This is a genomic window from Streptomyces sp. NPDC048057 (genome assembly GCF_040653095.1).
GTDB lineage: Bacteria > Actinomycetota > Actinomycetes > Streptomycetales > Streptomycetaceae > Streptomyces.
Genome location: NZ_JBEZNF010000007.1, coordinates 215,889 through 239,617, shown reverse-complemented (window position 1 = coordinate 239,617; position 23,729 = coordinate 215,889). Strand labels below are relative to the sequence as shown.

Annotated in this window: 16 protein-coding genes; 5 read left to right on the top strand and 11 right to left on the bottom strand. The window is 71.1% G+C overall.

Translation table 11 applies throughout. The annotated features are described in order from the left end of the window. Window positions 1-77: 77 nt before the first annotated feature. The 4 genes from AB0E05_RS10570 to AB0E05_RS10555 all read right to left on the bottom strand — a co-directional run bounded on the left by AB0E05_RS10570 (window position 78) and on the right by AB0E05_RS10555 (window position 8,525). Window positions 78-1,883: an ABC transporter substrate-binding protein gene (locus AB0E05_RS10570; protein WP_361961454.1), complete on the bottom strand. Its 1,806-nt coding sequence runs from the start codon at window positions 1,881-1,883 to the stop codon at window positions 78-80. Between the two features lie 97 nt (window positions 1,884-1,980). Then, window positions 1,981-2,955: an ABC transporter permease gene (locus AB0E05_RS10565; RefSeq protein ID WP_361961542.1), complete on the bottom strand. Its 975-nt coding sequence runs from the start codon at window positions 2,953-2,955 to the stop codon at window positions 1,981-1,983. A gap of 666 nt (window positions 2,956-3,621) precedes the next feature. Further along, window positions 3,622-5,523, bottom strand: a complete 1,902-nt coding sequence (gene typA / locus AB0E05_RS10560) for a translational GTPase TypA (RefSeq protein ID WP_361961453.1) — start codon at window positions 5,521-5,523, stop codon at window positions 3,622-3,624. A 629-nt stretch (window positions 5,524-6,152) separates the two neighbouring features. After that, window positions 6,153-8,525, bottom strand: a complete 2,373-nt coding sequence (locus AB0E05_RS10555; protein WP_361961451.1) for an ABC transporter family substrate-binding protein — start codon at window positions 8,523-8,525, stop codon at window positions 6,153-6,155. A gap of 307 nt (window positions 8,526-8,832) precedes the next feature. On the opposite strand from AB0E05_RS10555, the gene AB0E05_RS10550 reads away from it, so the two are divergent. The 4 genes from AB0E05_RS10550 (at window position 8,833) to AB0E05_RS10535 (ending at window position 12,899) form a co-directional block, all read left to right on the top strand. Beyond that, window positions 8,833-9,081 (top strand): hypothetical protein, encoded by a 249-nt coding sequence (locus tag AB0E05_RS10550; protein ID WP_361961449.1) that lies wholly within the window; start codon window positions 8,833-8,835, stop codon window positions 9,079-9,081. A gap of 323 nt (window positions 9,082-9,404) precedes the next feature. Then, window positions 9,405-10,187 (top strand): hypothetical protein, encoded by a 783-nt coding sequence (locus AB0E05_RS10545; protein ID WP_361961447.1) that lies wholly within the window; start codon window positions 9,405-9,407, stop codon window positions 10,185-10,187. Window position 10,188: 1 nt separating this feature from the next. Then, window positions 10,189-12,132: a fumarate reductase/succinate dehydrogenase flavoprotein subunit gene (locus AB0E05_RS10540; protein WP_361961445.1), complete on the top strand. Its 1,944-nt coding sequence runs from the start codon at window positions 10,189-10,191 to the stop codon at window positions 12,130-12,132. Further along, the gene (locus AB0E05_RS10535; protein ID WP_361961443.1) at window positions 12,129-12,899 is read left to right on the top strand and encodes a succinate dehydrogenase/fumarate reductase iron-sulfur subunit; all 771 of its coding nucleotides are present in this window, start codon (window positions 12,129-12,131) and stop codon (window positions 12,897-12,899) included. Before AB0E05_RS10540 ends, AB0E05_RS10535 begins: the two co-directional genes overlap by 4 nt. Window positions 12,900-13,532: 633 nt before the next feature. On the opposite strand, the gene AB0E05_RS10530 is transcribed toward AB0E05_RS10535, so the two are convergent. The 7 genes from AB0E05_RS10530 to AB0E05_RS10500 form a co-directional block, all read right to left on the bottom strand. Continuing rightward, window positions 13,533-14,246 carry a PspA/IM30 family protein gene (locus tag AB0E05_RS10530; RefSeq protein WP_361961441.1) on the bottom strand — a complete coding sequence of 238 codons (714 nt, stop codon included), beginning with the start codon at window positions 14,244-14,246 and terminating at the stop codon, window positions 13,533-13,535. Between the two features lie 56 nt (window positions 14,247-14,302). Then, on the bottom strand, window positions 14,303-16,441 hold the full coding sequence (locus AB0E05_RS10525) for a TPM domain-containing protein (RefSeq protein ID WP_361961439.1): 2,139 nt from the start codon (window positions 16,439-16,441) through the stop codon (window positions 14,303-14,305). 159 nt (window positions 16,442-16,600) lie between these two features. Continuing rightward, the gene (locus AB0E05_RS10520; protein WP_361961437.1) at window positions 16,601-19,195 is read right to left on the bottom strand and encodes a SpoIIE family protein phosphatase; all 2,595 of its coding nucleotides are present in this window, start codon (window positions 19,193-19,195) and stop codon (window positions 16,601-16,603) included. Window positions 19,196-19,342: 147 nt separating this feature from the next. Continuing rightward, window positions 19,343-19,759, bottom strand: a complete 417-nt coding sequence (locus AB0E05_RS10515; RefSeq protein ID WP_361961435.1) for an ATP-binding protein — start codon at window positions 19,757-19,759, stop codon at window positions 19,343-19,345. Window positions 19,760-19,922: 163 nt separating this feature from the next. Then, window positions 19,923-20,375: a (deoxy)nucleoside triphosphate pyrophosphohydrolase gene (locus AB0E05_RS10510; protein ID WP_361961433.1), complete on the bottom strand. Its 453-nt coding sequence runs from the start codon at window positions 20,373-20,375 to the stop codon at window positions 19,923-19,925. Between the two features lie 73 nt (window positions 20,376-20,448). Then, the gene (locus AB0E05_RS10505; RefSeq protein WP_361961431.1) at window positions 20,449-20,625 is read right to left on the bottom strand and encodes an SPOR domain-containing protein; all 177 of its coding nucleotides are present in this window, start codon (window positions 20,623-20,625) and stop codon (window positions 20,449-20,451) included. Window positions 20,626-21,105: 480 nt separating this feature from the next. Further along, complete coding sequence (locus AB0E05_RS10500) at window positions 21,106-21,858, bottom strand: GntR family transcriptional regulator (RefSeq protein WP_361961428.1); 753 nt, start codon at window positions 21,856-21,858, stop codon at window positions 21,106-21,108. A gap of 287 nt (window positions 21,859-22,145) precedes the next feature. Between AB0E05_RS10500 and AB0E05_RS10495 the strand changes: the two genes are divergently transcribed. Next, a complete protein-coding gene (locus tag AB0E05_RS10495) occupies window positions 22,146-23,498 on the top strand; it encodes a glycoside hydrolase family 18 protein (protein WP_361961426.1) in 1,353 nt (450 codons plus the stop codon). Window positions 23,499-23,729 lie beyond the last annotated feature (231 nt).

Here is a 23,729-nt window from a genome sequence, read left to right as displayed (position 1 = left end):
ACGGGACGGCCCGGGCTCCGGGGGGTGCCGCACTGTTGTGTGCACCCCCCGGAGCCGGCCCGCGCGCTGGGCGGTGACTACTTCTTGAGGAAGAGACGCGTCACGTCGATCGCGCTCAGCTCGTTGGAGTAGCGCGCTCCGCCGACGTTCGAACCCTGGATCTGCAGCGACCGGGTGAAGTAGAGCGGCGCCGCCGGGTTGATGCGCTCCACGATGTCGTGGTGCAGCGCGGTCCACGCCTTCTGGGCCTCGGCCGGGTCCGTGATCTTCTTGATCCGGGCGATCTCGTCGTTGACCTTGGGGTCGTTGATGTGCGAGTAGACCGAGGAGCCGTCCTGCAGCTGCTTGCCGTCGTACAGCGGCGGGATGACGGTGGACGGCGACGGCCAGTCCTGGCCCCATCCGGTCATGTAGAGGTCGAGACCGTTGTTGACCTTGCCGACCTGCTCGTACCAGGTGGCGCCGTCGATCTCCTTCTTCTGGACGTTCAGGCCGATCTTCTTCAGCGCGTTCTCGATGACGACCGACTGCTGCTGACGCTTGGGGGTGTTGGCGTACGCGTAGGTGACCTTCAGGCCCTCGGCGTTCGCCTCCTTGATCAGCTTCTTGGCGGCCTCGATGTCACCGTTGGGCTTCTTGGCCTTGCCGAACGGGTCGTAGTCCTTCTCGAAGCCCGGCAGCGTCGGGGCGAGCAGACCGGTGGCGACCTCGCCGCCGTAGGCACCGCCGTCCGGCTGGAAGATGTTCTGGTTCGGCATCGCCAGGGTGATGGCGTCGCGGACCTTCTTGTCCTTCATCCGGTCGAGGTTGAAGTTCAGCTGCCAGACGTAGGGCTGGTAGCCCTGGATCGTGCGGGCCTTGGCCTTGGCGTCCGACATGACGTTGCGGACCTGGGTCGTGGCGACCGTGCCGGTCAGCTGGATGGCGTTGGCCGCCTCGCCGCGGTCGGAGTGGATCGCCTTGGTCTGGGCCTCGTCGTCCTGGTTGAAGGAGACGTTGAAGCCGTCCACGTACTGGTGGCGGACCGAGTCGGTCTTCGGGTCCCAGTTCGGGTTCTTGACCAGCTTCGCCGACTTGCCCGGCTTGAAGTTGGCGACGTCGAAGGTGTACGGGCCGAGGGAGACCGGCGCGGTGTCGTACTTCTCCTTGGTGTCCGCCTTCTTGGGGACGATGGAGTAGCCGGTCATCGCCAGCGCCTGCGGGAGGTCCGGCTGCGCGTCCTTGAACTTGAAGATGACCGTCTTGGCGTCCGGGGTCTCCAGGACGTCGTTCGGCAGCTTCGCGCCCTTGTACGGGCCGTCCGGGAGCGCCTTGCGGTAGGTGGTGCCCTCGCCGGAGAGCCACTGCTGGATGTAGAGCGGGCCGTCGGTGATGAACGGCGCGTACATGCGCTCGATGGTGTGGCGGACGTCCTCGGAGGTGATGACGTTGCCGGCGGAGTCCTTGACGCCGTCCTTCAGCGTGTACTTCCAGGTCTTGCCGCCGTCGGTGGAGACACCGGAGTCGGTGGCGATGTCGCCGACGACCGTCAGCTTGCCGTTCTCGTCCTCCTGGTACTGGGTCAGACCGCGGTGCATCAGACGGCCCAGCAGACGCGCGTCGCTGACGTAGCTCTGCGCCGGGTCGAGGTGGGAGAAGTCGTCCGCCTGGTAGATGGCGATGGTGCCACCGGGCTTGGCGCCCGGGATGGGGGTCGCGGGGCCGGTGGACGCCTTGGCGTCGCCGAAGCTGACGGCCGCGGACTGCTTGGCCGCGTCGTCCTTGCTCTTGCCCTTGTCCTTGGAGTCGCCGCCGTCGTTGCTGCCGCAGCCGGTGAGGGCCAGCGAGCCCGCCGCCAGGGCGACGACGACAGCGCGCGCCTTGCGCGTGCCAAAGATGCTCATGGTGATGAGACCTATCTGTCCGTAGTGATCCAACAGCGCCGGCCGTTCGACCGGTCGGCACCGGAGCCTGAGCGGCAAACTGTCCGCAGTGGGAGGGTCAGCGTCCCGACTTGGGGTCGAAGGCGTCCCGTACCGAGTCGCCCAGCAGGTTGAAGGACACGACGAAGACGACCATCGCGATACCCGGGAAGAACATGTACGCCGGGTCCTGCTCGTAGACGTCCGCACCGTTGGCGAACATCCGGCCCCAGTCGGGGGTGGGCTCGACGAACCCGACACCCACGTAGGAGAGGAAGGCCACCGAGAGAATCGTGGCGGGCAGCATCAGGGTGGCCTGCACGAGAATCGGTGTGACCAGGTTGGGCAGCAGTTCCTTGCGGATGATCCGCCAGGGCGAAGCCCCTGCGACCTTGGCCGCCTCCACGAACTCCCGCTCGCGCAGGGAGAGGGACGCGGCGCGGATCAGACGGGACAGACCCATCCAGCCGAGGAACGAGAGCACCACGATGATCGCGGTGGCACGCAACCAGGTGGGGGTGGCGTCCTCGGGGCTGACGAACGCAGCCGTGATGACGGGCATGGAGGCGATGAAGAACAGCTGGCTGGGGAAGCCCAGCAGGAAGTCGGTGAACCGGCCGAGCCAGTAGTCGATCTTCCCGCCGAAGTATCCGCCGACCAGGCCGATCAGCACGCCGACCGTCACCATCACGATCGTCGCCGCGAGCGCGGTGTAGATCGAGGTGCGCATGCCGTACAGCAGCTGGGTGAACACGTCGCGGCCCAGGATGGGCTCGATGCCGAACCAGTGGTCGCCGGTGACCCCGCCGAAGGTGCCGGTCGGGATGCTGAACTCGTCGAGCAGCTCGGGGTTGTCCTGCCCGTAGAGCTCGTACGGGTTCTTGCCGTACACCTTGGCGATCACGGGCGCGAGGGCGGCGATCACGAAGAAGAAGATCACGATGCACGCGGAGGTGACTCCGACGCGGTCGCGCTTGAACCGTCGCCACATGAGCTGGCCGGGAGAGAGCCCGACAGGGTCCTTGGCCTGCGGTGCCGGGCTCTTGGGCTCGATCTCCGCGTCGTCCAGGACCACGGACGTCTGTGCGTCCTTGGTGTGCGCTGAGCTCGTCACGATCGCTCAGCCCCCATGGGGATCACTATCGCACGCACGACCCATTCGGCGCTTATGGCACCACGCATGGGGTCCTCCTCATGAGTTCACTTGTCACTGCATAAGGGACACGTCGAGTTACGCGGTGCGCCGACACCCCTGACGGCGATCGCACTCAAGTGCCCCGAGTGTGCTCGTGAGTCGGCGCTCCCCACAGCGCATGACCCGTTGACCCGAGCTCAGTGAAGCCAACTATTGGGTAAGTTCACGCCGTAAACCACACTTAAAGCATCTCGTTTTGGCAACATCAGTCAGCCCTTGAGGCCCAAAATTCGGACAAAGGGATCGCAGACAGACACCCCCGAAACGGACTGTTAATACAGGTTTCCGGTGAGCTACGCCCGATAGTCGGACGGTCGCGGTAGGAAAACCCCTTGACGTCCACCCCCTGATCGGGCTTCAGTCACCCAGTCTTCCACCGCCCGGACATCAGCAAACGGCTCGGGCGACCCCAACCTGTGGGGTCGCCCGAGCCGTTTGCTTTGTTGCTATATGCCCGTTAGGCAGCTTGTGTCCGTTCCGCCGGGCCGCGAGCGGACCCGGCGGAGTGGCCGGCAGGGGCGAAAATCAGCCGTGCTTGGCGCGGGAGGCCGCGCGGGCGCGCTCCCGGGCGTCCAGGTTCACCTTGCGGATGCGGACGGCCTCCGGGGTCACCTCGACGCACTCGTCGTCCCGGCAGAACTCCAGCGACTGCTCCAGCGAGAGCTTGCGCGGCGGAACGATCGCCTCGAAGGAGTCGGCCGAGGAGGAGCGCATGTTGGTGAGCTTCTTCTCCTTGGTGATGTTCACGTCCATGTCGTCGGAGCGCGAGTTCTCACCGACGATCATGCCCTCGTACACCTCGGTGCCAGGCTCCGTGAACAGGACGCCGCGCTCCTGGAGGTTGGTCATCGCGAAGGCCGTCACCGCGCCTGAGCGGTCGGCAACCAGCGAACCGTTGTTGCGGGTCGTGAGGGTGCCGAACCAGGGCTCGTGGCCCTCGTGGATGGAGTGGGCGATGCCGGTGCCGCGGGTGTTCGTGAGGAACTCCGTGCGGAACCCGATCAGACCGCGGGACGGCACGACGAACTCCATGCGCACCCAGCCGGAGCCGTGGTTCGACATGTTGTCCATCCGGCCCTTGCGGACGCCCATGAGCTGGGTGACCGCACCCATGTGCTCCTCGGGCACGTCGATCGTCATCCGCTCGACGGGCTCGTGGACCTTGCCGTCGACCTCCTTGGTGACGACCTGGGGCTTGCCGATGGTCAGCTCGAAGCCCTCCCGGCGCATCTGCTCGACCAGGATCGCCAGCGCCAGCTCACCGCGGCCCTGCACCTCCCAGGCGTCCGGGCGCTCGGTGTCCAGGACACGGAGGGAGACGTTGCCGACCAGCTCGCGGTCGAGGCGGTCCTTGACCTGGCGCGCGGTGACCTTGCGGTCCTTGACCGCGGCCTTGTTGTCGGCGCCCTTGCCGGTGCCTCCGCGGCCGACCAGCGGCGAGGTGTTCGTACCGACGGTCATGGAGATCGCCGGCTCGTCCACCGTGATCAGCGGCAGCGCGACCGGGTTCTCCGGGTCGGCCAGGGTCTCGCCGATCATGATGTCCGGGATGCCGGCCACCGCGCAGATGTCACCGGGGCCCGCGACCTCGGCGGGCTTGCGGGTGAGCGCCTCGGTCATCATCAGCTCGCTGATGCGGACGTTGGAGATGGAGCCGTCGCGCTTGATCCACGCCACGTTCTGGCCCTTGCGCAGCTCGCCCTGCTCGACCCGCAGGAGGGCGATGCGGCCGAGGAAGTTGTCCGCGTCCAGGTTGGTGACGTGCGCCTGGAGCGGGGCGGACTCGTCGAACTCGGGAGCCGGGACGTACTCCAGCAGGGTGGAGAAGAAGGGCTCCAGGCTCTCGCTGTCGGTCGGAACCGTGCCGTCGGCGGGCTTGGTGAGCGAGGCGACGCCGTCACGGGCGCACGCGTAGACGATCGGGAACTCGATCTGGTCCTCGTCGGCGTCCAGGTCGAGGAAGAGGTCGTACGTCTCGTTGACGACCTCGTCGATGCGGGAGTCCGGGCGGTCGGTCTTGTTGATGCAGAGGATGACCGGCATCCGGGCCTGGAGGGCCTTGCGCAGGACGAACCGGGTCTGCGGGAGGGGGCCCTCGGAGGCGTCCACGAGCAGCACGACGGCGTCGACCATGGACAGGCCGCGCTCGACCTCGCCGCCGAAGTCGGCGTGGCCGGGGGTGTCGATGATGTTGATCGTGACGGGGGCGCCGCCGGCCTTCGGGTGGTACTTCACCGCCGTGTTCTTGGCGAGGATCGTGATGCCCTTCTCACGCTCCAGGTCGTTCGAGTCCATGACCCGGTCGTCGACCTGCTGGTGCGCGGCGAAGGCGCCGGCCTGCTTCAGCATGGCGTCGACGAGCGTGGTCTTGCCGTGGTCGACGTGGGCGACGATGGCGACGTTGCGGATATCGGAGCGGGTGGGCATGCTGGCTAGCGCTTCTCTCGATCGTGGGATGCGGCGTTCGTGAAGGGCTGCGCTTCCTCTGACGCCCGCCGGGGCGAACGCCCACGGCTCGTCCCATGGTACGGGCCCGCGGGATCCGGGGCCTCCCGGTGCGCCGCCAGGCCCGGAGCGGGAGGTTTTCGAGGCGGTGTGGGGTGGGCACTGAGCCCGGGTCAAGGGGCCGTCTCCGATCCTTGCGGCCACCCCTGAGTCGAGCAAGTACTTTTGAGCGACATCTGAGCTTCCCCGAGGTCACGATGCGTTACCTGGGGTATCCCGGGGGTTTCCTCACGGTCTCCCTACGGGGTGGCCCATGCTGGCCCAGCTCACCGCGCTGTGCCGTGCGGCACAGGGCCCAGCGCCCCCGGTTCGCCTCCCTCGTCGGGCACCTGCGGACCGCGGACGGGCGTCCCCTACGAAGCCAGCCACCGGGCCGCAGAGACCAACGCCGCCGCAGGGGAACGGCGCGGGTGTCCAGGGTGCTGGGGCCGCAGGCGTGGGCGAGCCAGCCGCCGGCCGCAGCGACCAGGCTTCCGCAGGGGAACGGCGAAAACGTCCAGGGGGCCCTGGGGGCACACCCCCAGGGCGCGGCGCACGGCCGGGTCGGGAAGCTACTCGTCCTCTTCCGAGGACGCGTCCTCGGACTCCGCGCCCGCCTCGCCCGTGGGCGACGGCTTCGGAAGCACCGGCGGCGGACCCGCCTTCTTCGCCGCCGCCACGGTGAACCCGATGTCCTGGAACCGCGGCGTCGCGAAGCCGAACGCCCCCGCGTTCAACACGGCCGGCCGCGTCGCCACCAGCTCGGGCCGCTGGTACAGCGGGATCGAGCCCGCCGCGGCCCAGATCCGCGCGTCCGCGCGGCGCACCAGGTCGCGCGCCTCGTCCTCGTCCAGCTCCCCCGCCGCCTGGTCGAAGAGCTGGTCGATGTAGTCCGTACCGACGCGGGTGTAGTTCTGCTCCACCAGCAGCGAGCCGTCGCTCGCGGGCTCCGGCTTGGCGTAGATGGGGCGGGCGTCCGTCGCGGGGTACGCGGTGGCCGGCCAGGAGTACAGGGCGAGGTCGTACTGGCCCGAGGCGATGTGGTCGCGGAAGTAGCTCTCGTCGGAGACCTTGGTGATCTGCGTCTGGACGCCGATCCGCTTCAGCATCTGCGCGATCCGCTCGCCGACCGCCCGCAGCGACTCGGACCCCGGCCCCGACGGCAGCACGAAGCGCAGCGAGAGCGCCTTGCCGTCCTTGCCGACGCGTCCGCCCGCGGCGACGGGCGCTGCGGTGCCGGCCGGGGCGTACGCACCGGCGGCGCCCTTGCCCGGGGCCTTCTTCTCGTCCTTCTCGTCCTTGCCGTCCTCGGCGTCTGCCGCCATGACCCGGCTCTGCACGGACAGGTCCTCGTACGACACGGGCGCGGGCGCCAGGACGCGCGTCCCGTCGGCGCCCTCGTCGCCGACGATGTACAGGCCGTCCTGGGAGGCTCCGTCCTGCCGCTTCTTCGCCGCGCCGGCCGCCGCCTCCGGTCCGGGGGCCTTCCCGTCCGACGAGTCCTCCGCCCCTTCGGAGGGCGACGCCGACGCGGACCCGCTCGGCCCCGCCTTCGCCGGTGCGGGCTTCTTGACCGCGCCCCCGGGCGTCCAGCCCGCGTCCGCGAGCAGCGCCTGCGCCTCCTGGGTGTTCTGCTCGCCGAGCGCGCCGCTGTTGTCGGTGTACGCGCGCTGGCCCTCCAGTGCGAGGTGGCTGCCGGGCGGGGTCGCCGGCAGTCCCAGCGGGCGCAGGACGATCTCGGCCAATTCCTTGCGGTCGAGCGCCCGCGCCACCGCCCGTCGCACCCGGTCGTCGGCGAGCGGCCCGGATTCGCCGTTGAGGGCGAGTTGGGTGTACGCGGGCTCCAGGGTCTTGCGGACGGCGAAGCCGCGCAGCCCGGCCTGCTCGACCGCGTACCGCTCGATGGCCTCGGCGGTCTGTTCGCGCGCGGCCTGGGCGATCTCCGCGGCCTCCTCGTCGGAGCCGTTGGCGAGCGCCCAGGACTTCAGCGCCTTGGCGGGGGTCTGGGCCGCGGCGGGGCCGTGCCCGGGCAGCTGGCCGCCGGTGGACTTGTTCCGCACGGCCAGCGCGATGCGGTCCGCGGTGGCCCGGTCGACCTCGGCCACGTCGACCTTTCCGCTGGCCAGCGCGCCGGCCCGCTTGTCGCGGGGCACCGCGCTGAGCACCAGCGCGTCCAGCTTGGGCTGGTCGCCCCACCAGCGGGGGTTGCGGACCAGGGTGACGTCCTTCTTCTTACGGTCCACCGCGCCCAGGATGAAGGGGCCCGCGGTGGCCTTGATGGTGTTGCGCGCGCCGTCGTTGAAGGCGTTCGGGGCGCCGGTGACGTCCTTGGGGTACAGCGGGGTGAAGAGGGAGCGCCAGTCGGCGTACGGCTTCTTGAAGGTGACCCGGACCTCCAGGTCGTTGGCGCCCTTCTGGATCTCCTCGATCCGGTCGTACCCCGCGTTGCGCGCGGTCCAGAAGGCGGTGTTCTGGCCGCTGAGCGCCCGCCACTGGGAGACGAAGTCGGGTGCGCCGATCTCCCGGCCGTCGCTCCACACCGCCTTCTGGTTGAGCTTGTAGAGCACCACCTGCTTGGGCTCGCGCTCGATGACCTCGGCGGACTCCAGGAAGTCGGGGTTGCGCTGCGGGCGGCCCTTGGGGTCCAGCGTGAACAGCGCCGGGAGCACGGCCTGCGCGACCCGGGCGGTGGCGGCGTCCGCGTCGGCCTGGAAGGCGTTCAGCGTGGTCGGCATGGCGTCGACGGCCCAGCGCAGGGTGCCGCCTTCGCCGACCTTCTGGCGCACGGTCTGCGCGATGTCCTGGGCCGCGGCCCGCCCCGTCAGCTCCTCCTCGTCGGCGCCGCACCCGGCGAGTGCTGGCACGGCGAGGACCGAGCTGGTCAGCAGGGCCACGGAGCGCAGCGTCCGGGACCGGAAGGTCTGGGAGGTCCGGGCCTGGGCCATGGGTCCACCTTTCACGATCATCACACCGATCACACCGATTCCGGTCCACTGAAGTGGACGCAGCGCACACGGTGGCGTCGACACGGCGCTACCGGCGCACAAGGTCACCCAGCCGGCCCACCGACATACGTAACGAAACGCTCACGAAGCGACAAAATGGAGGGAGTGAGATCCAGACAACCAGGGGCGCACTCGTAGCCCGTACGTCAGCAATCACGGCACGTCCCTTCACAAGCGGGGATGTGACGCGCAACACTCGCTGGCGCATGAGCGACGCCACCGCACCCTGCGGAAGTGAGGACACGTCATGTCCCAGCAGGAAGACCTGACCGCGATTTCGCGCCGTCTCGACGACCTCGTCCAGCGCGTCGGAGAGCTGGAACGCACCGTCGACCGACTCAGCGGCGTGAGTGGACGGCCCCGCGGCACCGGCCTCACCGACCGGGCCGGGGACCGCCAGGAGCTGGTGACCATCCCGGACGCGCCGTACGACTCCGCGCTGTGGACGGACTCCGACGACGAGGGGCTGGGCGTCCGAGACCGCCGCGCTCCCTAGGTCGCGTCGTCAAAGTCTCGTCTGCCCGGCGTGCCCTGGCACGCCCTCCCCCGCAGCTACGCGCGGGAGGTACCCCCACGCGGCGTTGTCGTCAGTCACCAATGGCCCCCTGTGCCCTGCGGGCACGGGAGGTACCCCCACCGCAGTGGCTCCTTCCTCCGCCTGGCGATCGCACGCACCAGACCCCGCCGGGCCCGCCCTCACGGGCGGACGACGCCACTTTGACGACACTCCCTAGGAGACCTTCGTTGGCCACTGGTACCGAACCATCACAAGTCCATACGGACGGGCCCTCGGGCCCGAAAGGTGGCGCGCGAACGGGTGTGCACGGCCCGTCGCGCGCCGCCATCGCCCCGCGCCACCTGCGGACCGACCGCTGGTGGCTCTCCCCCGCGGCGACCGCGGCGGGGCTGCTCGCCTTCGTCGTCTACTCGTCGTGGCGGGCGTTCTCCGGCGCCGACTACTACTCCGCGCCGTACGTGTCGCCCTTCTACTCCCCCTGCCTGGCCGAGGACTGCGTCCCCATGAAGGCCGGCACGGACTGGGGGATCGTCGGCAGCTGGTGGGGCCTGTCGCCCGCACTGCTGATCCTGATCTTCCCCCTGGGCTTCCGGCTGACCTGCTACTACTACCGCAAGGCGTACTACCGGGGATTCTGGGCCTCGCCGCCCGCCTGCGCGGTGGCCGAGCCGCACCGCGCGTACTCCGGTGAGACCCGTTTCCCGCTGATCCTCCAGAACCTCCACCGGTACTTCTTCTACGCGGCGCTGCTGGTCGCCGGGGTGCTCACCTACGACACCGTGCTGACCTTCCGCGACGAGGAGTACGACTGGGGCCACATGGGCCTCGGGACCCTGATCTTCCTCGTCAACATCGTGCTGATCTGGGCGTACACCCTGTCCTGCCACTCCTGTCGGCACATCGTCGGCGGACGGCTCAAGCACTTCTCCAAGCATCCGGTCCGCTACCGCATGTGGGGCTGGGTGAGCCGGTTGAACGGCCGGCACATGCTGCTGGCGTGGGCCTCGCTGATCAGCGTCGCCGTCGCCGACTTCTACGTGTACCTACTCGCGTCCGGCGCCATCGACGATCCGAGGTTCTTCTGACATGCCGCAACTCGAACGCCAGCAATGGGACGTCGTCGTGGTCGGTGCGGGGGGCGCCGGCCTGCGCGCCGCCATCGAGGCGCGTGAGCAGGGCGCCCGCACCGCCGTGATCTGCAAGTCCCTCTTCGGCAAGGCCCACACCGTGATGGCGGAGGGCGGCATCGCCGCCTCGATGGGCAATGTGAACGCCGGGGACAACTGGCAGGTCCACTTCCGCGACACCATGCGCGGCGGGAAGTTCCTCAACCAGTGGCGGATGGCCGAACTGCACGCGCAGGAGGCCCCCGACCGGGTGTGGGAGCTGGAGACCTGGGGCGCGCTCTTCGACCGCACCGCCGACGGCAGGATCTCCCAACGCAACTTCGGCGGCCACGAGTACCCCCGGCTCGCGCACGTCGGCGACCGCACCGGTCTGGAGCTGATCCGCACCCTCCAGCAGAAGGTCGTCTCCCTCCAGCAGGAGGACGCGGCCGAGACGGGCGACTACGAGTCCCGGCTGAAGGTCTTCCAGGAGTGCACCGTCACCCGCGTCCTCAAGGACGGCGACCGGGTCACGGGCGTCTTCTGCTACGAGCGGGAGTCCGGGCGCTTCTTCGTGCTGGAGGCACCCGCGGTCGTCCTCGCCACCGGCGGCATCGGCAAGTCCTTCAAGGTGACCTCGAACTCCTGGGAGTACACCGGCGACGGCCACGCGCTCGCCCTGCTCGCCGGCGCACCGCTGCTGAACATGGAGTTCGTGCAGTTCCACCCCACCGGGATGGTCTGGCCGCCGTCGGTGAAGGGCATCCTCGTCACCGAGTCCGTGCGCGGCGACGGCGGGGTGCTGCGCAACTCCGAGGGCAAGCGGTTCATGTTCGACTACGTCCCCGACGTCTTCAAGGAGAAGTACGCACAGACGGAGGAGGAGGGCGACCGCTGGTACGAGGACCCGGACCACAACCGGCGCCCGCCCGAACTGCTCCCCCGCGACGAGGTGGCCCGCGCCATCAACTCCGAGGTGAAGGCGGGCCGCGGCTCCCCGGCGGGCGGCGTCTTCCTCGACGTCTCCACCCGGATGCCGGCCGAGGTGATCCGGCGGCGACTGCCGTCGATGTACCACCAGTTCAAGGAGCTGGCGGACGTGGACATCACCGCGGAGGCGATGGAGGTCGGCCCGACCTGCCACTACGTGATGGGCGGCGTGGCCGTCGACTCCGACACGGCCTCGGCGGTGGGCGTCCCCGGCCTGTACGCGGCGGGCGAGGTCGCCGGCGGGATGCACGGCTCCAACCGGCTCGGCGGCAACTCCCTCTCCGACCTGCTCGTCTTCGGACGTCGGGCGGGGCTGCACGCGGCGCAGTACGCACGCGAGTCGGGCGAGCGGGCCGCGGTCGACGACGCGCAGATCGACGCGGCGGCGGCCGAGGCGCTGCGGCCGTTCGGCACGGCCACGAGCGCTGACGCGGCGGGCGAGGGGGGCGGCGGCGCGGAGAACCCGTACTCCGTCCACCAGGACCTCCAGCAGACGATGAACGACCTGGTCGGCATCATCCGCCGGGACGGCGAGATGCGACGGGCCCTGGAGAAGCTGGCCGAGCTGCGGGTGCGCGCCCGCCGGGCCCTGGTCGAGGGCCACCGCCAGTTCAACCCCGGCTGGCACCTCGCCCTCGACCTGCGGAACATGCTGCTGGTCAGCGAATGCGTGGCCCGCGCGGCCCTGGAACGCACCGAGAGCCGCGGCGGCCACACCCGCGAGGACCACCCCGCGATGGACCGCTCCTGGCGGCGGGCGAACCTGCTGTGCCGGCTGGTCGACCCGACCGGCGCGCGTACGGCCACCGACCCCGGCGCCCCGCAGATCACCCTGGAACGCAAGACCACCGACCCCATCCGACCCGACCTGCTCGCCCTCTTCGAGAAGGAGGAGCTGGTCAAGTACCTCGCCGAAGAGGAGCTCTACGAGTGAGTGCGTACCAGGCCAGCTTCAGGGTGTGGCGGGGCGACCAGGACGGCGGCGAGCTGCGGGACTTCGCCGTCGAGGTCCACGACGGCGAGGTCGTCCTGGACATCATCCACCGCCTCCAGGCGACCCAGGCGCCCGACCTCGCGGTGCGCTGGAACTGCAAGGCGGGCAAGTGCGGTTCGTGCAGCGCCGAGGTCAACGGCCGGCCGCGGCTGATGTGCATGACGCGGATGTCCGTCTTCTCCCGCGAGGAGACGATCACGGTGACGCCGCTGCGGGCCTTCCCCGTCACCCGTGACCTGGTCACCGACGTGGGGTTCAACTACACCAAGGCGCGCGAGGTGCCCTCGTTCGTCCCCCCGCAGGGGGTGGCGGCGGGCGAGTACCGGATGCAGCAGGTCGACGTGGACCGGGCGCAGGAGTTCCGCAAGTGCATCGAGTGCTTCCTGTGCCAGGACACCTGCCACGTGGTGCGCGACCACGAGGAGAACAAACCCGCGTTCGCCGGCCCGCGCTTCCTGATGCGCGTCGCGGAGCTGGACATGCACCCGCTCGACGCGGCGGCGGAGACCGGCCTCGACCGCAAGCGGACGGCGCAGGAGGAGCACGGCCTCGGCTACTGCAACATCACCAAGTGCTGTACGGAGGTCTGCCCCGAGGGCATCAAGATCACCGACAACGCGCTGATCCCGCTGAAGGAGCGGGCGGTGGACAGGAAGTACGACCCACTGGTGTGGCTCGGCAACAAGATCCGCCGCCGCGGTGACTGACTGACGGGTCGCGGCATCGGGCGCGGCGGGTCCCCCGACCGCGCCCGGGGCCACGCCCCGTCTCTACCGGTGGTACCGGTACGTACCCGTCTGCGGCCACTCGCCGCGGGCGTGATCGTTGCCCGCCGTCTGCCGCTCGTAGCGGCCATTCGCCGTAGGCGCACGAGTTGTCTGCCGGCTACGGCCCGGTGGTGCGCTTGTCGCGCAGTTCCCCGCGCCCCTTGTTGCCTCGCCCTTCGGGCGTAGGCGTGACGCATCGCCCGCTGATGAACGACGGTCCAGGCGCGCCAGGGCCGTGATCCGCAGGTGACCGACAGGTCGAGCGAAACAGCGGCGCTGGGGGTGCCACCGTGCCCGCAGGGCGAGGGGGAGGAACTGCGCGACAAGCCATCCGCAGTCCGCAGAGACCAACGCACCCGCAGGGAAACGGCGAGAATGTCCAGGGGCGCGGGGAACTGCGCGAGCAACCCACCACCGGTCCGCAGAGACCAACCCACCCGCAGGGAAACGGCGACATCGTCCAGGGGCGCTGGGGGTGCCACCGTGCCCGCAGGGCCAGGGGGAGGAACTGCGCGAGCAACCCTCCACCGGGCGGAGGCGCCGGGCACGCACGTACGCTCGGCTCGCGCCGCATCAGCCCGCGGACTTCAGCGCTGCGAAGCGCGACTCCACCTCCGCCTCGTCCCCCACCTCCTCCAGCCCCTCGAACTGCGCGTCCAACGACGACGCCGCGAGTTCCTGGCGGCCCACCGCCCTCGCCTCCTCGCGACGGACCTTGTCCTCGAAGCGGCCCAGTTCACTCGTCGGGTCGAGCACGTCGATGCTCTTGACCGCGTCCACCATGCGGTTCTGCGCCTCCGCGGTACGGGAGCGGGCCACCAGTTCGTCCCGCTTGGCCTGGAGTTCGGAGAGCTTGCCCTTCATCCGGTCGAGCCCGGTGCGCAGTTGCGCGACCACCTCCGTCTGGGAGGCGATCACCGGCTCCGCCGTCTTCGCCTCCTTCTCCGACTGGAGCTGACGCTGGAGCGCGACCTTGGCCAGCCCGTCGAAGCGGTCCGCCTCCGCGCCCTGCCCCGCCGCCCGCAGCTCGTCCGCCTTCTTGCTGGCCGCCAGCGCCTTCCCGCCCCACTCGCCGGCCGCCGCCACGTCCTCCGCGTGGTCCTGCTCCATCAGCCGCAGGTTGCCGATGGTGTCCGCGACGGCGCGTTCGGCTTCGCTGATGTTGTTCGCGTAGTCGCGGATCAGCTGGTCGATCATCTTCTGGGGGTCCTCGGCCTGGTCCAGCAGGGCGTTGATGTTGGCCTTCGCCAGTTGGGCGACCCGGCCGAGGATGGTCTGCTTGGTCATCGTGCTCCTCCTTGTGACGCCGTACTCGTGACGCCGTGACGTCCGCGCCGTGACGGTCAGAAACGACCCCCGCCCATCCGGCCGCGGGTGCCGCTGCCGCCGAAGCTGCCGGGCCGGCCGTCGTAACCCCCGCCGCCGAAGCCGCCGCCGCGCCCGAACCCACCGCCGGCCCCGCCCCCTCCTCCGCCGAACAGCCCGCCGAGGATGATCCCGCCGAGGACCGCGCCGCCCAGGCCGCCGCCCGCGCTGCCGATGCCCGGGCCCGTACCGGCCGCGCCGCCGCCGGGGCCGAAGCGGTTTCCGTACGCGCGTACGTCCTGCTCGGCGATCCGCAGCGCCTCCCGGGCCAACGCGTCGGCCTGCTGGGCCTCGGCGAGCGCGGTCCGCGCGTCGCCCGCGCCCCCGCCGTCGGTGGTCGGCCGGGCCGCCAGCTCCAGGCGGCGCTGCGCCTCCGCCAGTCGCGTGCGCGCCTCGCTGCCGACGGCGCCGCGGTGCGTGGCGACGTAGTCCGCCGCCGCACCCACCGCGGCGCGCGCGCCCAGCGTGGCCTGCCCGAGCAGCCCGCGCGCCCGCCGCACCTCCTCGTCGGCCGCTCGGGCGCCCGCGAGCGCCTCGTCCAGCGCGGCGTCCGCCTCATCGAGCCGGCGCAGCGCGTCGATGGGGTCGTACCGTTCGGCCGCCATCTCCCGGCGCACCTCCGCGGCCACGGCCTCCGCCCGGGCGATGCGGCCCTGGAGGGACGCGGTGGACTCCTCGGGCGCGGTGCCCTTCAGTACGCCGCGGGTCTCGGCGAGGTCGCTGTCCGTCTCGGTGAGCGCGCCGGGCAGTGCGCCCACCGCTTCGGCGATCTCCTGCGCCCGCCGGTCCACGGCCTCCACCAGCCGGGTCGCCTGCGCCAGCGCGCCCTCGGCCGCGCGGATCTGGACGGCGGCGGTCGCCGGGTCGGCGCCGTCGAGCGCCGTACGGGCCCGGTCGACGGCGGTCTTGGCGAAGACGAGCCGGTCCCGGGCCTGGACGGGGTCGCTCGCCACCGGCGCGGACGCGGAGGGTGCGTACCGCTGCTGCATCACCGCGAACGCGGCTTCCGTGCTGATCACCCGTCCGTCCAGCTCGGCCCACGCGGCGCGCACCGCCTCCCACGCGTCGGGTGCGGTGCGCTCCAGGTCCCGCAGCCGGTCGAAGTCCTCCGCTTCCGCGTCGAGCCGGCGGTCGGCCTCCGAGCACCGCTCCACGATCTCGGTCAGCATGCGGCGGCGCGTGGCGTCGTCCTCCGGGAACGCGTCGTCGAGCTGTTGGCGCAGCCGGAACGCGGCGTTGAGCTGCTCGCGGGCGTGGGCGACGGCCTCGACGAAAGGTTTCGCCGCGGCTTCGCCGAACTGCGCGGTCGCGAAGCCCAGCTCCTCCTGGCTGGTGCGCAGCGCGTCGTCGGTGTCGACGAGCGCCTGCCGGGCGGCGGCGTCCAGCTCCTGGAGGGGAGGCCCCGCGTCGGCCGCGCCGCCCCAGCCCGTCTGACCGCCCTGCGGGGTGGTACGGGTCGCGCTGCGCTTGCGGCGCCGCAGCGCGGCGTACCCGACGGCGCCGGCGACCGCGACCGCCACCCCGACCGGCAGCACCAGGTCACCGGCGCCGGTGCCAGCGGGCGCGGCGCCGGGGTCCGGGTCGCCGGGAGTGACGGCGGGAGTGGGCACGGGCTGCCCGCTGAGCGCCGCGTCATATCCGTCGGCCGCGCCGATCGCTGCGCCGGCCCAGTCGTGCTGCCGCAGCGGCGGCACGATCGCGGTCCGCGCGACGTCCGCGAGCTGCGCATCGGTGAGCCGGGACGCGGCGGCCACCCAGTACGCGTACTGCCGCTCGTGCGTGGCGACGGTCAGCAGCACGTCGTCCGTGCCGAGCCCGTTGCGGCGCGCGGTGGCGTCCGCCCAGTCCTGGGCGGTGTGGTCGGAGAAGTCCCGTACGTACACGACGAAGAGCTGGAGCCGCTGGGCGTCGTACAACCGGTCGAGCGCGCGCGTGACGTCGCCCGTACGGGTGCCGAGGGCGTCGACGCGGTCGGTGATCTGCCCGTCGCGGGAGAGGGTGACGGGTTCGTCGAGCGGCGCGAGGGTGGCGGTGGCGGTGGCAGGAAGGAGGGGGTTGCCCAGCGCCCAGGACGCCACCAGCGCGGTGGCGAGCAGCCGGCGGGCGATTCGTGTCACATGGGGAGGCTATGTCCGCGTTTCCCCTCCCGCGACTCGACCTCACACGGGCTCCGCGCAGCCCCCGCACGCCGCACGCCGCCTCGGGCCCGGGCCCCGACGTCCCTGCCACACCTCTGCGGACGCGGGCGGCGTACGCGCCCCGCGGCGCACCGCCGCTCAGAACATGCTCAGCAATTGCTCCACCGTCGGTTCCGACGAACCCCCGTCCGGGAGGGCGAGCTCGAACCAGACCGACTTGCCGCGCGGGGTGCGGCGCGAGCCCCACGCCGCGCTCAGGAGGCCGACGAGTTGCAGGCCGCGTCCGCCCTCGTCGGTGTCGCGGGCGCGGCGGCGGCGCGGTTGGACGAGGCCCGAGTCCCAGACCTCGCACACCAGGGTGCGGTCCCGCAGCAGCCGGAGCCGGATCTCACCCTCCCCGTACCGCAGCGCGTTCGTGACCAGCTCGCTGACCAGCAGCTCCACCGTGTCGACCAGGGGCTCCAAGTCCCAGGAGACCAGGAGCGCGCGGGACAGCTCACGGGCGCGGCCCACCGAGCGGGGCTCCCGCGGCAGGGTCCAGTCCCCCACCGCGTCCGACGGCAGGCCCCGGACCTGGGCCATCAGCAGGGCGATGTCGTCCTCGCCGTGCCGGGTGTCGAGGGTGGTGAGGACGTGGTCGCAGACGTCCTCCAGGGACAGCCGCGACACCCCCTCGTCCCGTCGCGCGAGCGACTTCGCGGGGGCCGCGATCGCCGCGCGGAAGGCCCGTAGCCCTTCGTCCAGCGGATGGTCGCGGGACTCCACGAGGCCGTCGGTGTAGAGCGCGAGCAGTGCGCCCTCCGGCAGTTCGACCTCGACCTCCTCGAACGGCTCCCCGCCCACGCCCAGCGGCATCCCCGGGGGCACGTCCAGCAGCAGCGGCTCCTCGCCGGGCTCGACCAGGACGGGCGGCAGGTGGCCGGCGTTGGCGAAGGTGCAGCGGCGGGTGACCGGGTCGTAGACGGCGTAGACGCAGGTCGCGAGGTACACCTCGGAGAGGTCGGCCTCGCGGGACCGGTGCGCGGCGCGGGCGCCCTGCTGCGCTCCGCTGGGGCCGCCGAGACCGCGGGCGATCTCGTCCAGCGCGGACAGCACCTCCGCCGGTTCCAGGTCGAGCAGCGCCAGGGTCCGTACGGCGGTGCGCAGCTCGCCCATGGCCACCGCGGACCGCAGCCCGCGGCCCATGACGTCGCCGACGACGAGCGCAGTGCGGTGCCCGGGCAGTTCGATGACGTCGAACCAGTCGCCGCCGACCTCGGTGGCGGTGTTGCCCGGCAGGTAGCGGCAGGCGATGTCGAGGCCCGCGGCCTCGGGGTCGCCCGGCGGGAGCAGGCTGCGCTGGAGGATGAGGGCGCGCTCGTGCTCCCTGCGGTAGAGGCGGGCGTTGTCGATGCAGACCGCGGCGCGGGCGGCGAGTTCGACCGCGAGCGCCCGGTCCCGTTCGCCGAAGGGTTCGCTGCCCTTCGTACGGGAGAACTGCACCAGCCCGACCACGACCTCGTGCGCCACCAGGGGCACGGCGAGGGTGGACTGCACGAGCCCGCCGTCCTCGGCGGGGATGGTGTGCACGCGGGCGGTGCGCAGCGCCTTCGCGCAGGGCGATTCGGCGCCGTAGCGGTGGACCTCGCCGACGGCGGTCGGGGTGCGGCCGCGGGAGCCGCAGCCGGGGGTGGTGATCAGCGGGGCGTCGGACACGGCGCTGGCGAAGGCGACCCGGCGCAGGGCGGCGCTGCCCCGGCCCCCGCCACCGGGGGCGGGGGCGGCCTGCCGCTCGGGCGGTGCCGCGTCGCCCGCGAGCAGCGCCTGGTACAGGTCGACGGAGGCGAGGTCGCAGAAGCCGGGGACGGCGACGTCGAGCAGTTCGCGGGCGGTGGTCTCCAGATCGAGGGAGTTGCCGATGCGGGCGCTGGCCTCGTTGAGGAGGGCGAGGTTGCGCCGGGCGCTGGCGGCTTCGCGAGCGGCCACGTGGCGGCGCGTCACATCGGTGCCGATGCCGGCCACTCCGATGGTCCGGCCGGTGCCGCTGTGGACGCGGTAGAGGTTGATGGACCAGTGCCTGCGCTCGGCGGTTTCGGGACACGCGCCGATGAGTTGCAGGTCGATCGCGGACTGGCCGGTCTCCAGCACGCGGCGCAGCGCGGCGGTCATCCGGTCGGCCTCGCCGCGGGGCAGGTAGTCGTGGACGGTGCGTCCGCGGTGGTCGTCCGCGCTGCCGCCGAAGACGGTGGCGAAGCGTTCGTTGGCCCGCTTCACCTTCAGATCGGTGCCGAACAGCACGAACCCGAAGGGCGATTGGCCGAAAATGGCTTGCGAGGCGGCGAGGTCGGTTTCGATCTGCCGCAGGGCCCGCACGTCCACGACGATGCAGAGCGCGGCGCGCTCGCCGCTCTCCGTCTCGGTCGGCATCACGTACACCTCGGCGAGGCCGTGGCCGCGCGCGGTGTCGGGGAGTCGGAAGGGCACGAGGCCCGTCCACTCCTTGCCGTCGAGTATCTCCTTGACCCGGTGCCGGCCGCGCGGACGCAACTCCTCCGGCAGCAGCACCTCGATCGGGTCACGGCCCCTGACCTCGGACGCCGTGATGCCGAACAGGTCCACGGCCCGCCCGCTCCACTGGTCGACCAGCCCGTCGGGGCCTATCGAGAACGAGGCGACCTTGATGTAGTCGTAGATCGAGCCAGGCGGGCTGCTCTGCCACACGGCACCGCCCGACGTCCCAGGTATCTCGCTCACGCGACCGTCCCCTCCAGCTCACCGCACCGGACCGGCCATGACCGCAGTATTCAGCACTACGGCCGTGCCGGACACGGCGTTCACGATCACAGCACGGTCTCGTTCATTTTGCGCCGTGTCAGCCGTGATCGTTGTCCCTTCACACTTTTAACCGGCCAGAGCCAGCTCGAACCACACCGTCTTGCCGGTACTTCCACGTCGGGTACCCCAACGGCGGGCCGATCCCGCGACGAGTTGCAGTCCGCGTCCGTGTTCGTCGTCGGGGGCGGCGGTCCGCTCGACGGGCGGGTCGGGCAGCGGATCGGAGACCTCGACGAGGAGGGAGGGGGTGGTGTCGACCTGCTCGCGGCGGACCAGTCGGACGCCGATGGGGCCGGAGGCGTACCGCAGGGAGTTGGTGACCAACTCGCTGACCAGCAGCACCGTCACGTCGCCCACGCCGTGGTCCAGTCCCCAGTCCCGGAGGGTGTCCCGGACGGCGTGGCGGGCGGAGCGCACGGCGCCGGGCTCGGCGGGGAAGGTCCATTCGGCGCTCGGGCTGTCGGTGTCGATCACACCGCTCACTTCACTTCCCGGACCAGCAGCAGATCCACGTCCCATATCGGGTGGCTAATCATCACATACCCGAAATGCCCGTTGAGGTATCCCCCCATCCGGGGCCCGCTGCCCACCTCACCGACCTCATCGCCCCACGCACCCGAGGCCGTCAGCGAGACCGTCCGCGGGATCACGGCGTGCCGGTCAGCCCCTCCGACGCACCGTCGACCGGGGCGTCCATGGTGCCCTCGCGCAGCATCCGGGCGGCCTCGGCGACGGCCGGGCGGTCCTGGTCGAGCCAGTCGACGGCGTCGGTCTCGTCCGGGGCGAGCCAGCGCAGCGCGTCGTGGTCCTCCAGCGGTCGGGGCTCGCCGGAGAGCAGTCGCACGGTCCACACCCGTAGTACGTAGCCCGGCTTCAGCGGCCACTCACCGGGGATCCGGGCGACGGGCTCCGCCTCGACGCCCAGCTCTTCGCGCAACTCGCGGACCAGCGCCTCTTCCGGCCGCTCGCCCGGCTCCTGCTTGCCGCCGGGCAGCTCCCAGCGCCCCGCGACCTCCGCGGGAGCGCTGCGGCGCGCGGCGAGCAGCCGTCCGCGGTCGTACACGGCTCCGGCCACCACCACGCGATCGTGATCAGTCATGCGCCGGAGCGTACCCGCGCCCCCGCCGTCGGCCCCGGCCGTCGTCAGCGCACGTCCACATGGCCCGTGGGCCTCAGGGGCGGGACTGCCCCATGCGCTCCACGTGATAGAGCTGCTTGTGCCCCTTGACATCGAGGGAGTCCGCGATGCGTTGGGCCTCGTCCTCGGTGGCGTACTGGCCGACGCGATAGCGGTTGCCGTTGTCGTCCTGGCGTATGACGAGCCAGGTCAGGGCCGTGCTGTCGCTCATCGCTCCCCTCCCCCGGTGGGTCCGAGCAGGTATGAAGATCGCCGGGAAACCGCACTACGCATATGCCGGAGCCTACGCCTGACCTTCACTCAGCGGATACGGGTTTTCACAAAGAGATAGGAAACTGGGGGCGCGCACCATCGAATGCGCCCCCTGCGCCCCTCATGCCTCTCCCGTTACACCGCGACCGGAGCGGTCGGTACGTAGCCGTCGGTACGCAGCCGCCGGTCCGAACCCGTCGGCCTTCAGCGCCTTCACAGCGTCGTACGAGCCTCACCATAAGGGCCGGCACCGACAGCGCGGGCCCGCACCCGGCAGTCCGGGCGCACACCGACGATCCGGCCCGCATCGGCAGCCCTGGGCCGTACGCCCCGGACCCGCACCGGCAACCCTCGCGCCGACGGCCCGGACCCGCGTCGGCAGGACCCTCGCCGGCAGTCCCGACCTACGCCGGCAGTCGCTCCGCGGGCTGCGCGCCGCTCACTTCACCGGCAGCCGGTACGCGATCCGGAAACGATCCGCCAGCGCGACGATGTCCGCCGTCTCGACCGCGCGGTCGGACGCGTAATACGTACGGGAGACCACCAGCACCACGTGCCCCGGCACCCCGCCGAGTGCCAGCAGCTCCTCCGCGAGCCCCGGTCGGGCGCCGACCTCCTCGGAGACGTTGTCCACGACGACGTCGATCGCCGCCATCCGCTCCACCACGCCGCAGCCCCCGAGCGGCCCCTCCTCCGGCAGCATCACCGGAGTCCGCCCGGTGAGCTCCAACGGCTCCCAGGAGGTGGAGAGCATGACCGGTTCGCCGTTCTCCCGGAAGACGTAGCGGGTGCGCATCACCCGGTCGCCGACCTGGACGCCGAGCCGCTCCGCGATCTCCTCGCCCGCACCCTCCTGGTCGCTGCGCGACTCCCAGGTGCCGCGCACGCCCTCGGTCGCCTGCTCCTGCCGGAAGGGGTTGGCGCCCGTCGGCGGCCGGAAGCAGGAGCGGGCGATGTGCCGGGGCACGGGCCGTTCGCGGACGTATGTGCCGGATCCGGACCGCCCCTCGACCAGGCCCTCCGCCATCAGGACCTTCCGCGCCTCCAGCGCGACGGTGTCCGAGACCCCGTACTCCTCGCGGATCCGGGCCTGGGAGGGCAGCCGGGTGTGCGGGGGCAGCGAGCCACTGACGATCTTCTGGCGGAGGTCGCTCGCCACGCGCAGATACGCCGGCTGCTCACCGATGCCCACTGGCCACTCCCATCACATTGACAGACAGCAACAGCCTGGCAACGGTGGGTTGTCGACTGCAACCGCCGGCCAAAGCCTCGCACACGGTGAGGAGTTCCCCTCCGACAGGGCATTACCGCGAGTACAAACGATCGTTCCGCATCAAACCATTGACCTTAATGGTCCAGACCAATAGCGTCCTGTGCTGCACGACGCCCGTTCACGGAAGAGCCCGGCGCACGTGCGCGCGGCCGTGCCCCGGCCCGCGCGCCCTGCCCCGCCGGGACCACGCACAGGAATGAGCCCCCATGCGTCGAAGAAACCTCGTCCGGACCGCTGTTGCCGCCACCTCCCTGTCGCTCCTCGCCACCCTGGCCCCCACCGCCGTGGCACACGGCGGGGACCGCCACGACGGCGACGACGACCGTCGCGCGTACAAGCGCATCGGCTACTTCACCCAGTGGGGCGTCTACGGACGCGACTTCCAGGTCAAGGACCTGGACACCAGCGGCCAGGCTGCCAAGCTCACCCACATCAACTACGCCTTCGGGAACGTCAGCCCCGAAGGCACATGCATGATGCAGGGACCGGCCGGCGAGGCGGACCCCTGGGCCGACTACCAGCGGCCCGTGCCCGCCGCCGACTCCGTGGACGGCGTCACCGACTCCCCCGACCAGCGGCTCGCGGGCAACTTCAACGAGCTCGTCGAGCTCAAGGCGAAGCACCCCGATCTCAAGGTGATGATCTCCCTCGGCGGTTGGAGCTGGTCCACGCACTTCTCCGACGCGGTACTCACCGAGGAGAAGCGGAAGGCGTTCGTCTCCTCCTGCATCGACCTCTACATCAAGGGCAACCTGCCGGTGGACGGCGCGCGCGGCGGACAGGGCGCGGCGGCCGGGGTCTTCGACGGCATCGACCTCGACTGGGAGTGGCCGGGCTCGTCGGGCGAGGACGACACGGTCTACCGTCCCGAGGACAAGCAGAACTTCACCGCGGTGGTGCGGGAGTTCCGCAAGCAGCTCGACGCGTACGCGAAGAGCCAGCCGAAGCAGCAGGACGGCAAGCGCAAGCGCTACGAGCTCTCCGCCTTCGTGCCGACGGCACCCGCGAAGATCGACGCGGGCTTCGAGGTCCGTAAGATCATGAAGGACTTCGACTTCGTCAACCTCCAGGGCTACGACTTCCACGTCTCCGGCGAGAAGACCACGGCCCAGCAGTCGGCGTTGTACGCGAAGAACGACTTCAGCGTGGACCAGACCGTGAACGACTGGCTGCGCCGGGGCGCTCCCGCACACAAGCTGGTGATGGGCATGCCCGCGTACGGGCAGGGCTGGACGGGCGTCAAGGGCGGCGGCGACGGCATGGGGCAGCCGGCCGAGAAGCCCGCTCCCGCGAAGTTCCAGCCGGGCTTCGAGGACTACAAGGAGCTGAAGAAGCTGGCCGCGTCGGGCCAGTACAAGGTGTACCGGAAGTACGGGCAGGCGTGGCTCTTCGACGGCAACACCCTGTGGACGTACGACGACCCGAAGGTGCTGCGCGCCAAGACGGAGTACATCCGCGACCGGGGGCTCGGTGGCGCGATGTTCTGGTCCCTCGACGGGGACACCGCGGACGGCGAGCTGATGCGCACCGTGGACAGGGGGCTGTCGCACGACGACTGACGGTCGGATGCGAAGCTGAGAGCTGAGGCGCGCGCCGCGGTGCGCGCCGTCGGACGGGACGCGGCCCGGGCAGGGGCCGGGGCGCGTCCTTGGGAAGAGGTCGGTGTCATGGGCTGTCGGTGGCCTGGACACCGGCCTCTTCCGCCTTTGCTGCCCCTGCGCCGCCCCGCCGTACCGCCTTTACCGCGTCTACTGCCTTTGCGCCGCCCCGCCCGTGGCCTTGCCCGTGCT

What these genes read in the sequence shown, in the direction of transcription:
- AB0E05_RS10540 (WP_361961445.1), top strand. Translation starts at nt 10,189, where the DNA reads ATGCCGCAACTCGAACGCCAGCAATGGGACGTCGTCGTGGTCGGTGCG.
- AB0E05_RS10550 (WP_361961449.1), top strand. Translation starts at nt 8,833, where the DNA reads ATGTCCCAGCAGGAAGACCTGACCGCGATTTCGCGCCGTCTCGACGAC.
- AB0E05_RS10505 (WP_361961431.1), bottom strand. Translation starts at nt 20,625, where the DNA reads ATGAGCGACAGCACGGCCCTGACCTGGCTCGTCATACGCCAGGACGAC.
- AB0E05_RS10495 (WP_361961426.1), top strand. Translation starts at nt 22,146, where the DNA reads ATGCGTCGAAGAAACCTCGTCCGGACCGCTGTTGCCGCCACCTCCCTG.
- AB0E05_RS10530 (WP_361961441.1), bottom strand. Translation starts at nt 14,246, where the DNA reads ATGACCAAGCAGACCATCCTCGGCCGGGTCGCCCAACTGGCGAAGGCC.
- AB0E05_RS10510 (WP_361961433.1), bottom strand. Translation starts at nt 20,375, where the DNA reads ATGACTGATCACGATCGCGTGGTGGTGGCCGGAGCCGTGTACGACCGC.
- typA (WP_361961453.1), bottom strand. Translation starts at nt 5,523, where the DNA reads ATGCCCACCCGCTCCGATATCCGCAACGTCGCCATCGTCGCCCACGTC.
- AB0E05_RS10555 (WP_361961451.1), bottom strand. Translation starts at nt 8,525, where the DNA reads ATGGCCCAGGCCCGGACCTCCCAGACCTTCCGGTCCCGGACGCTGCGC.
- AB0E05_RS10570 (WP_361961454.1), bottom strand. Translation starts at nt 1,883, where the DNA reads ATGAGCATCTTTGGCACGCGCAAGGCGCGCGCTGTCGTCGTCGCCCTG.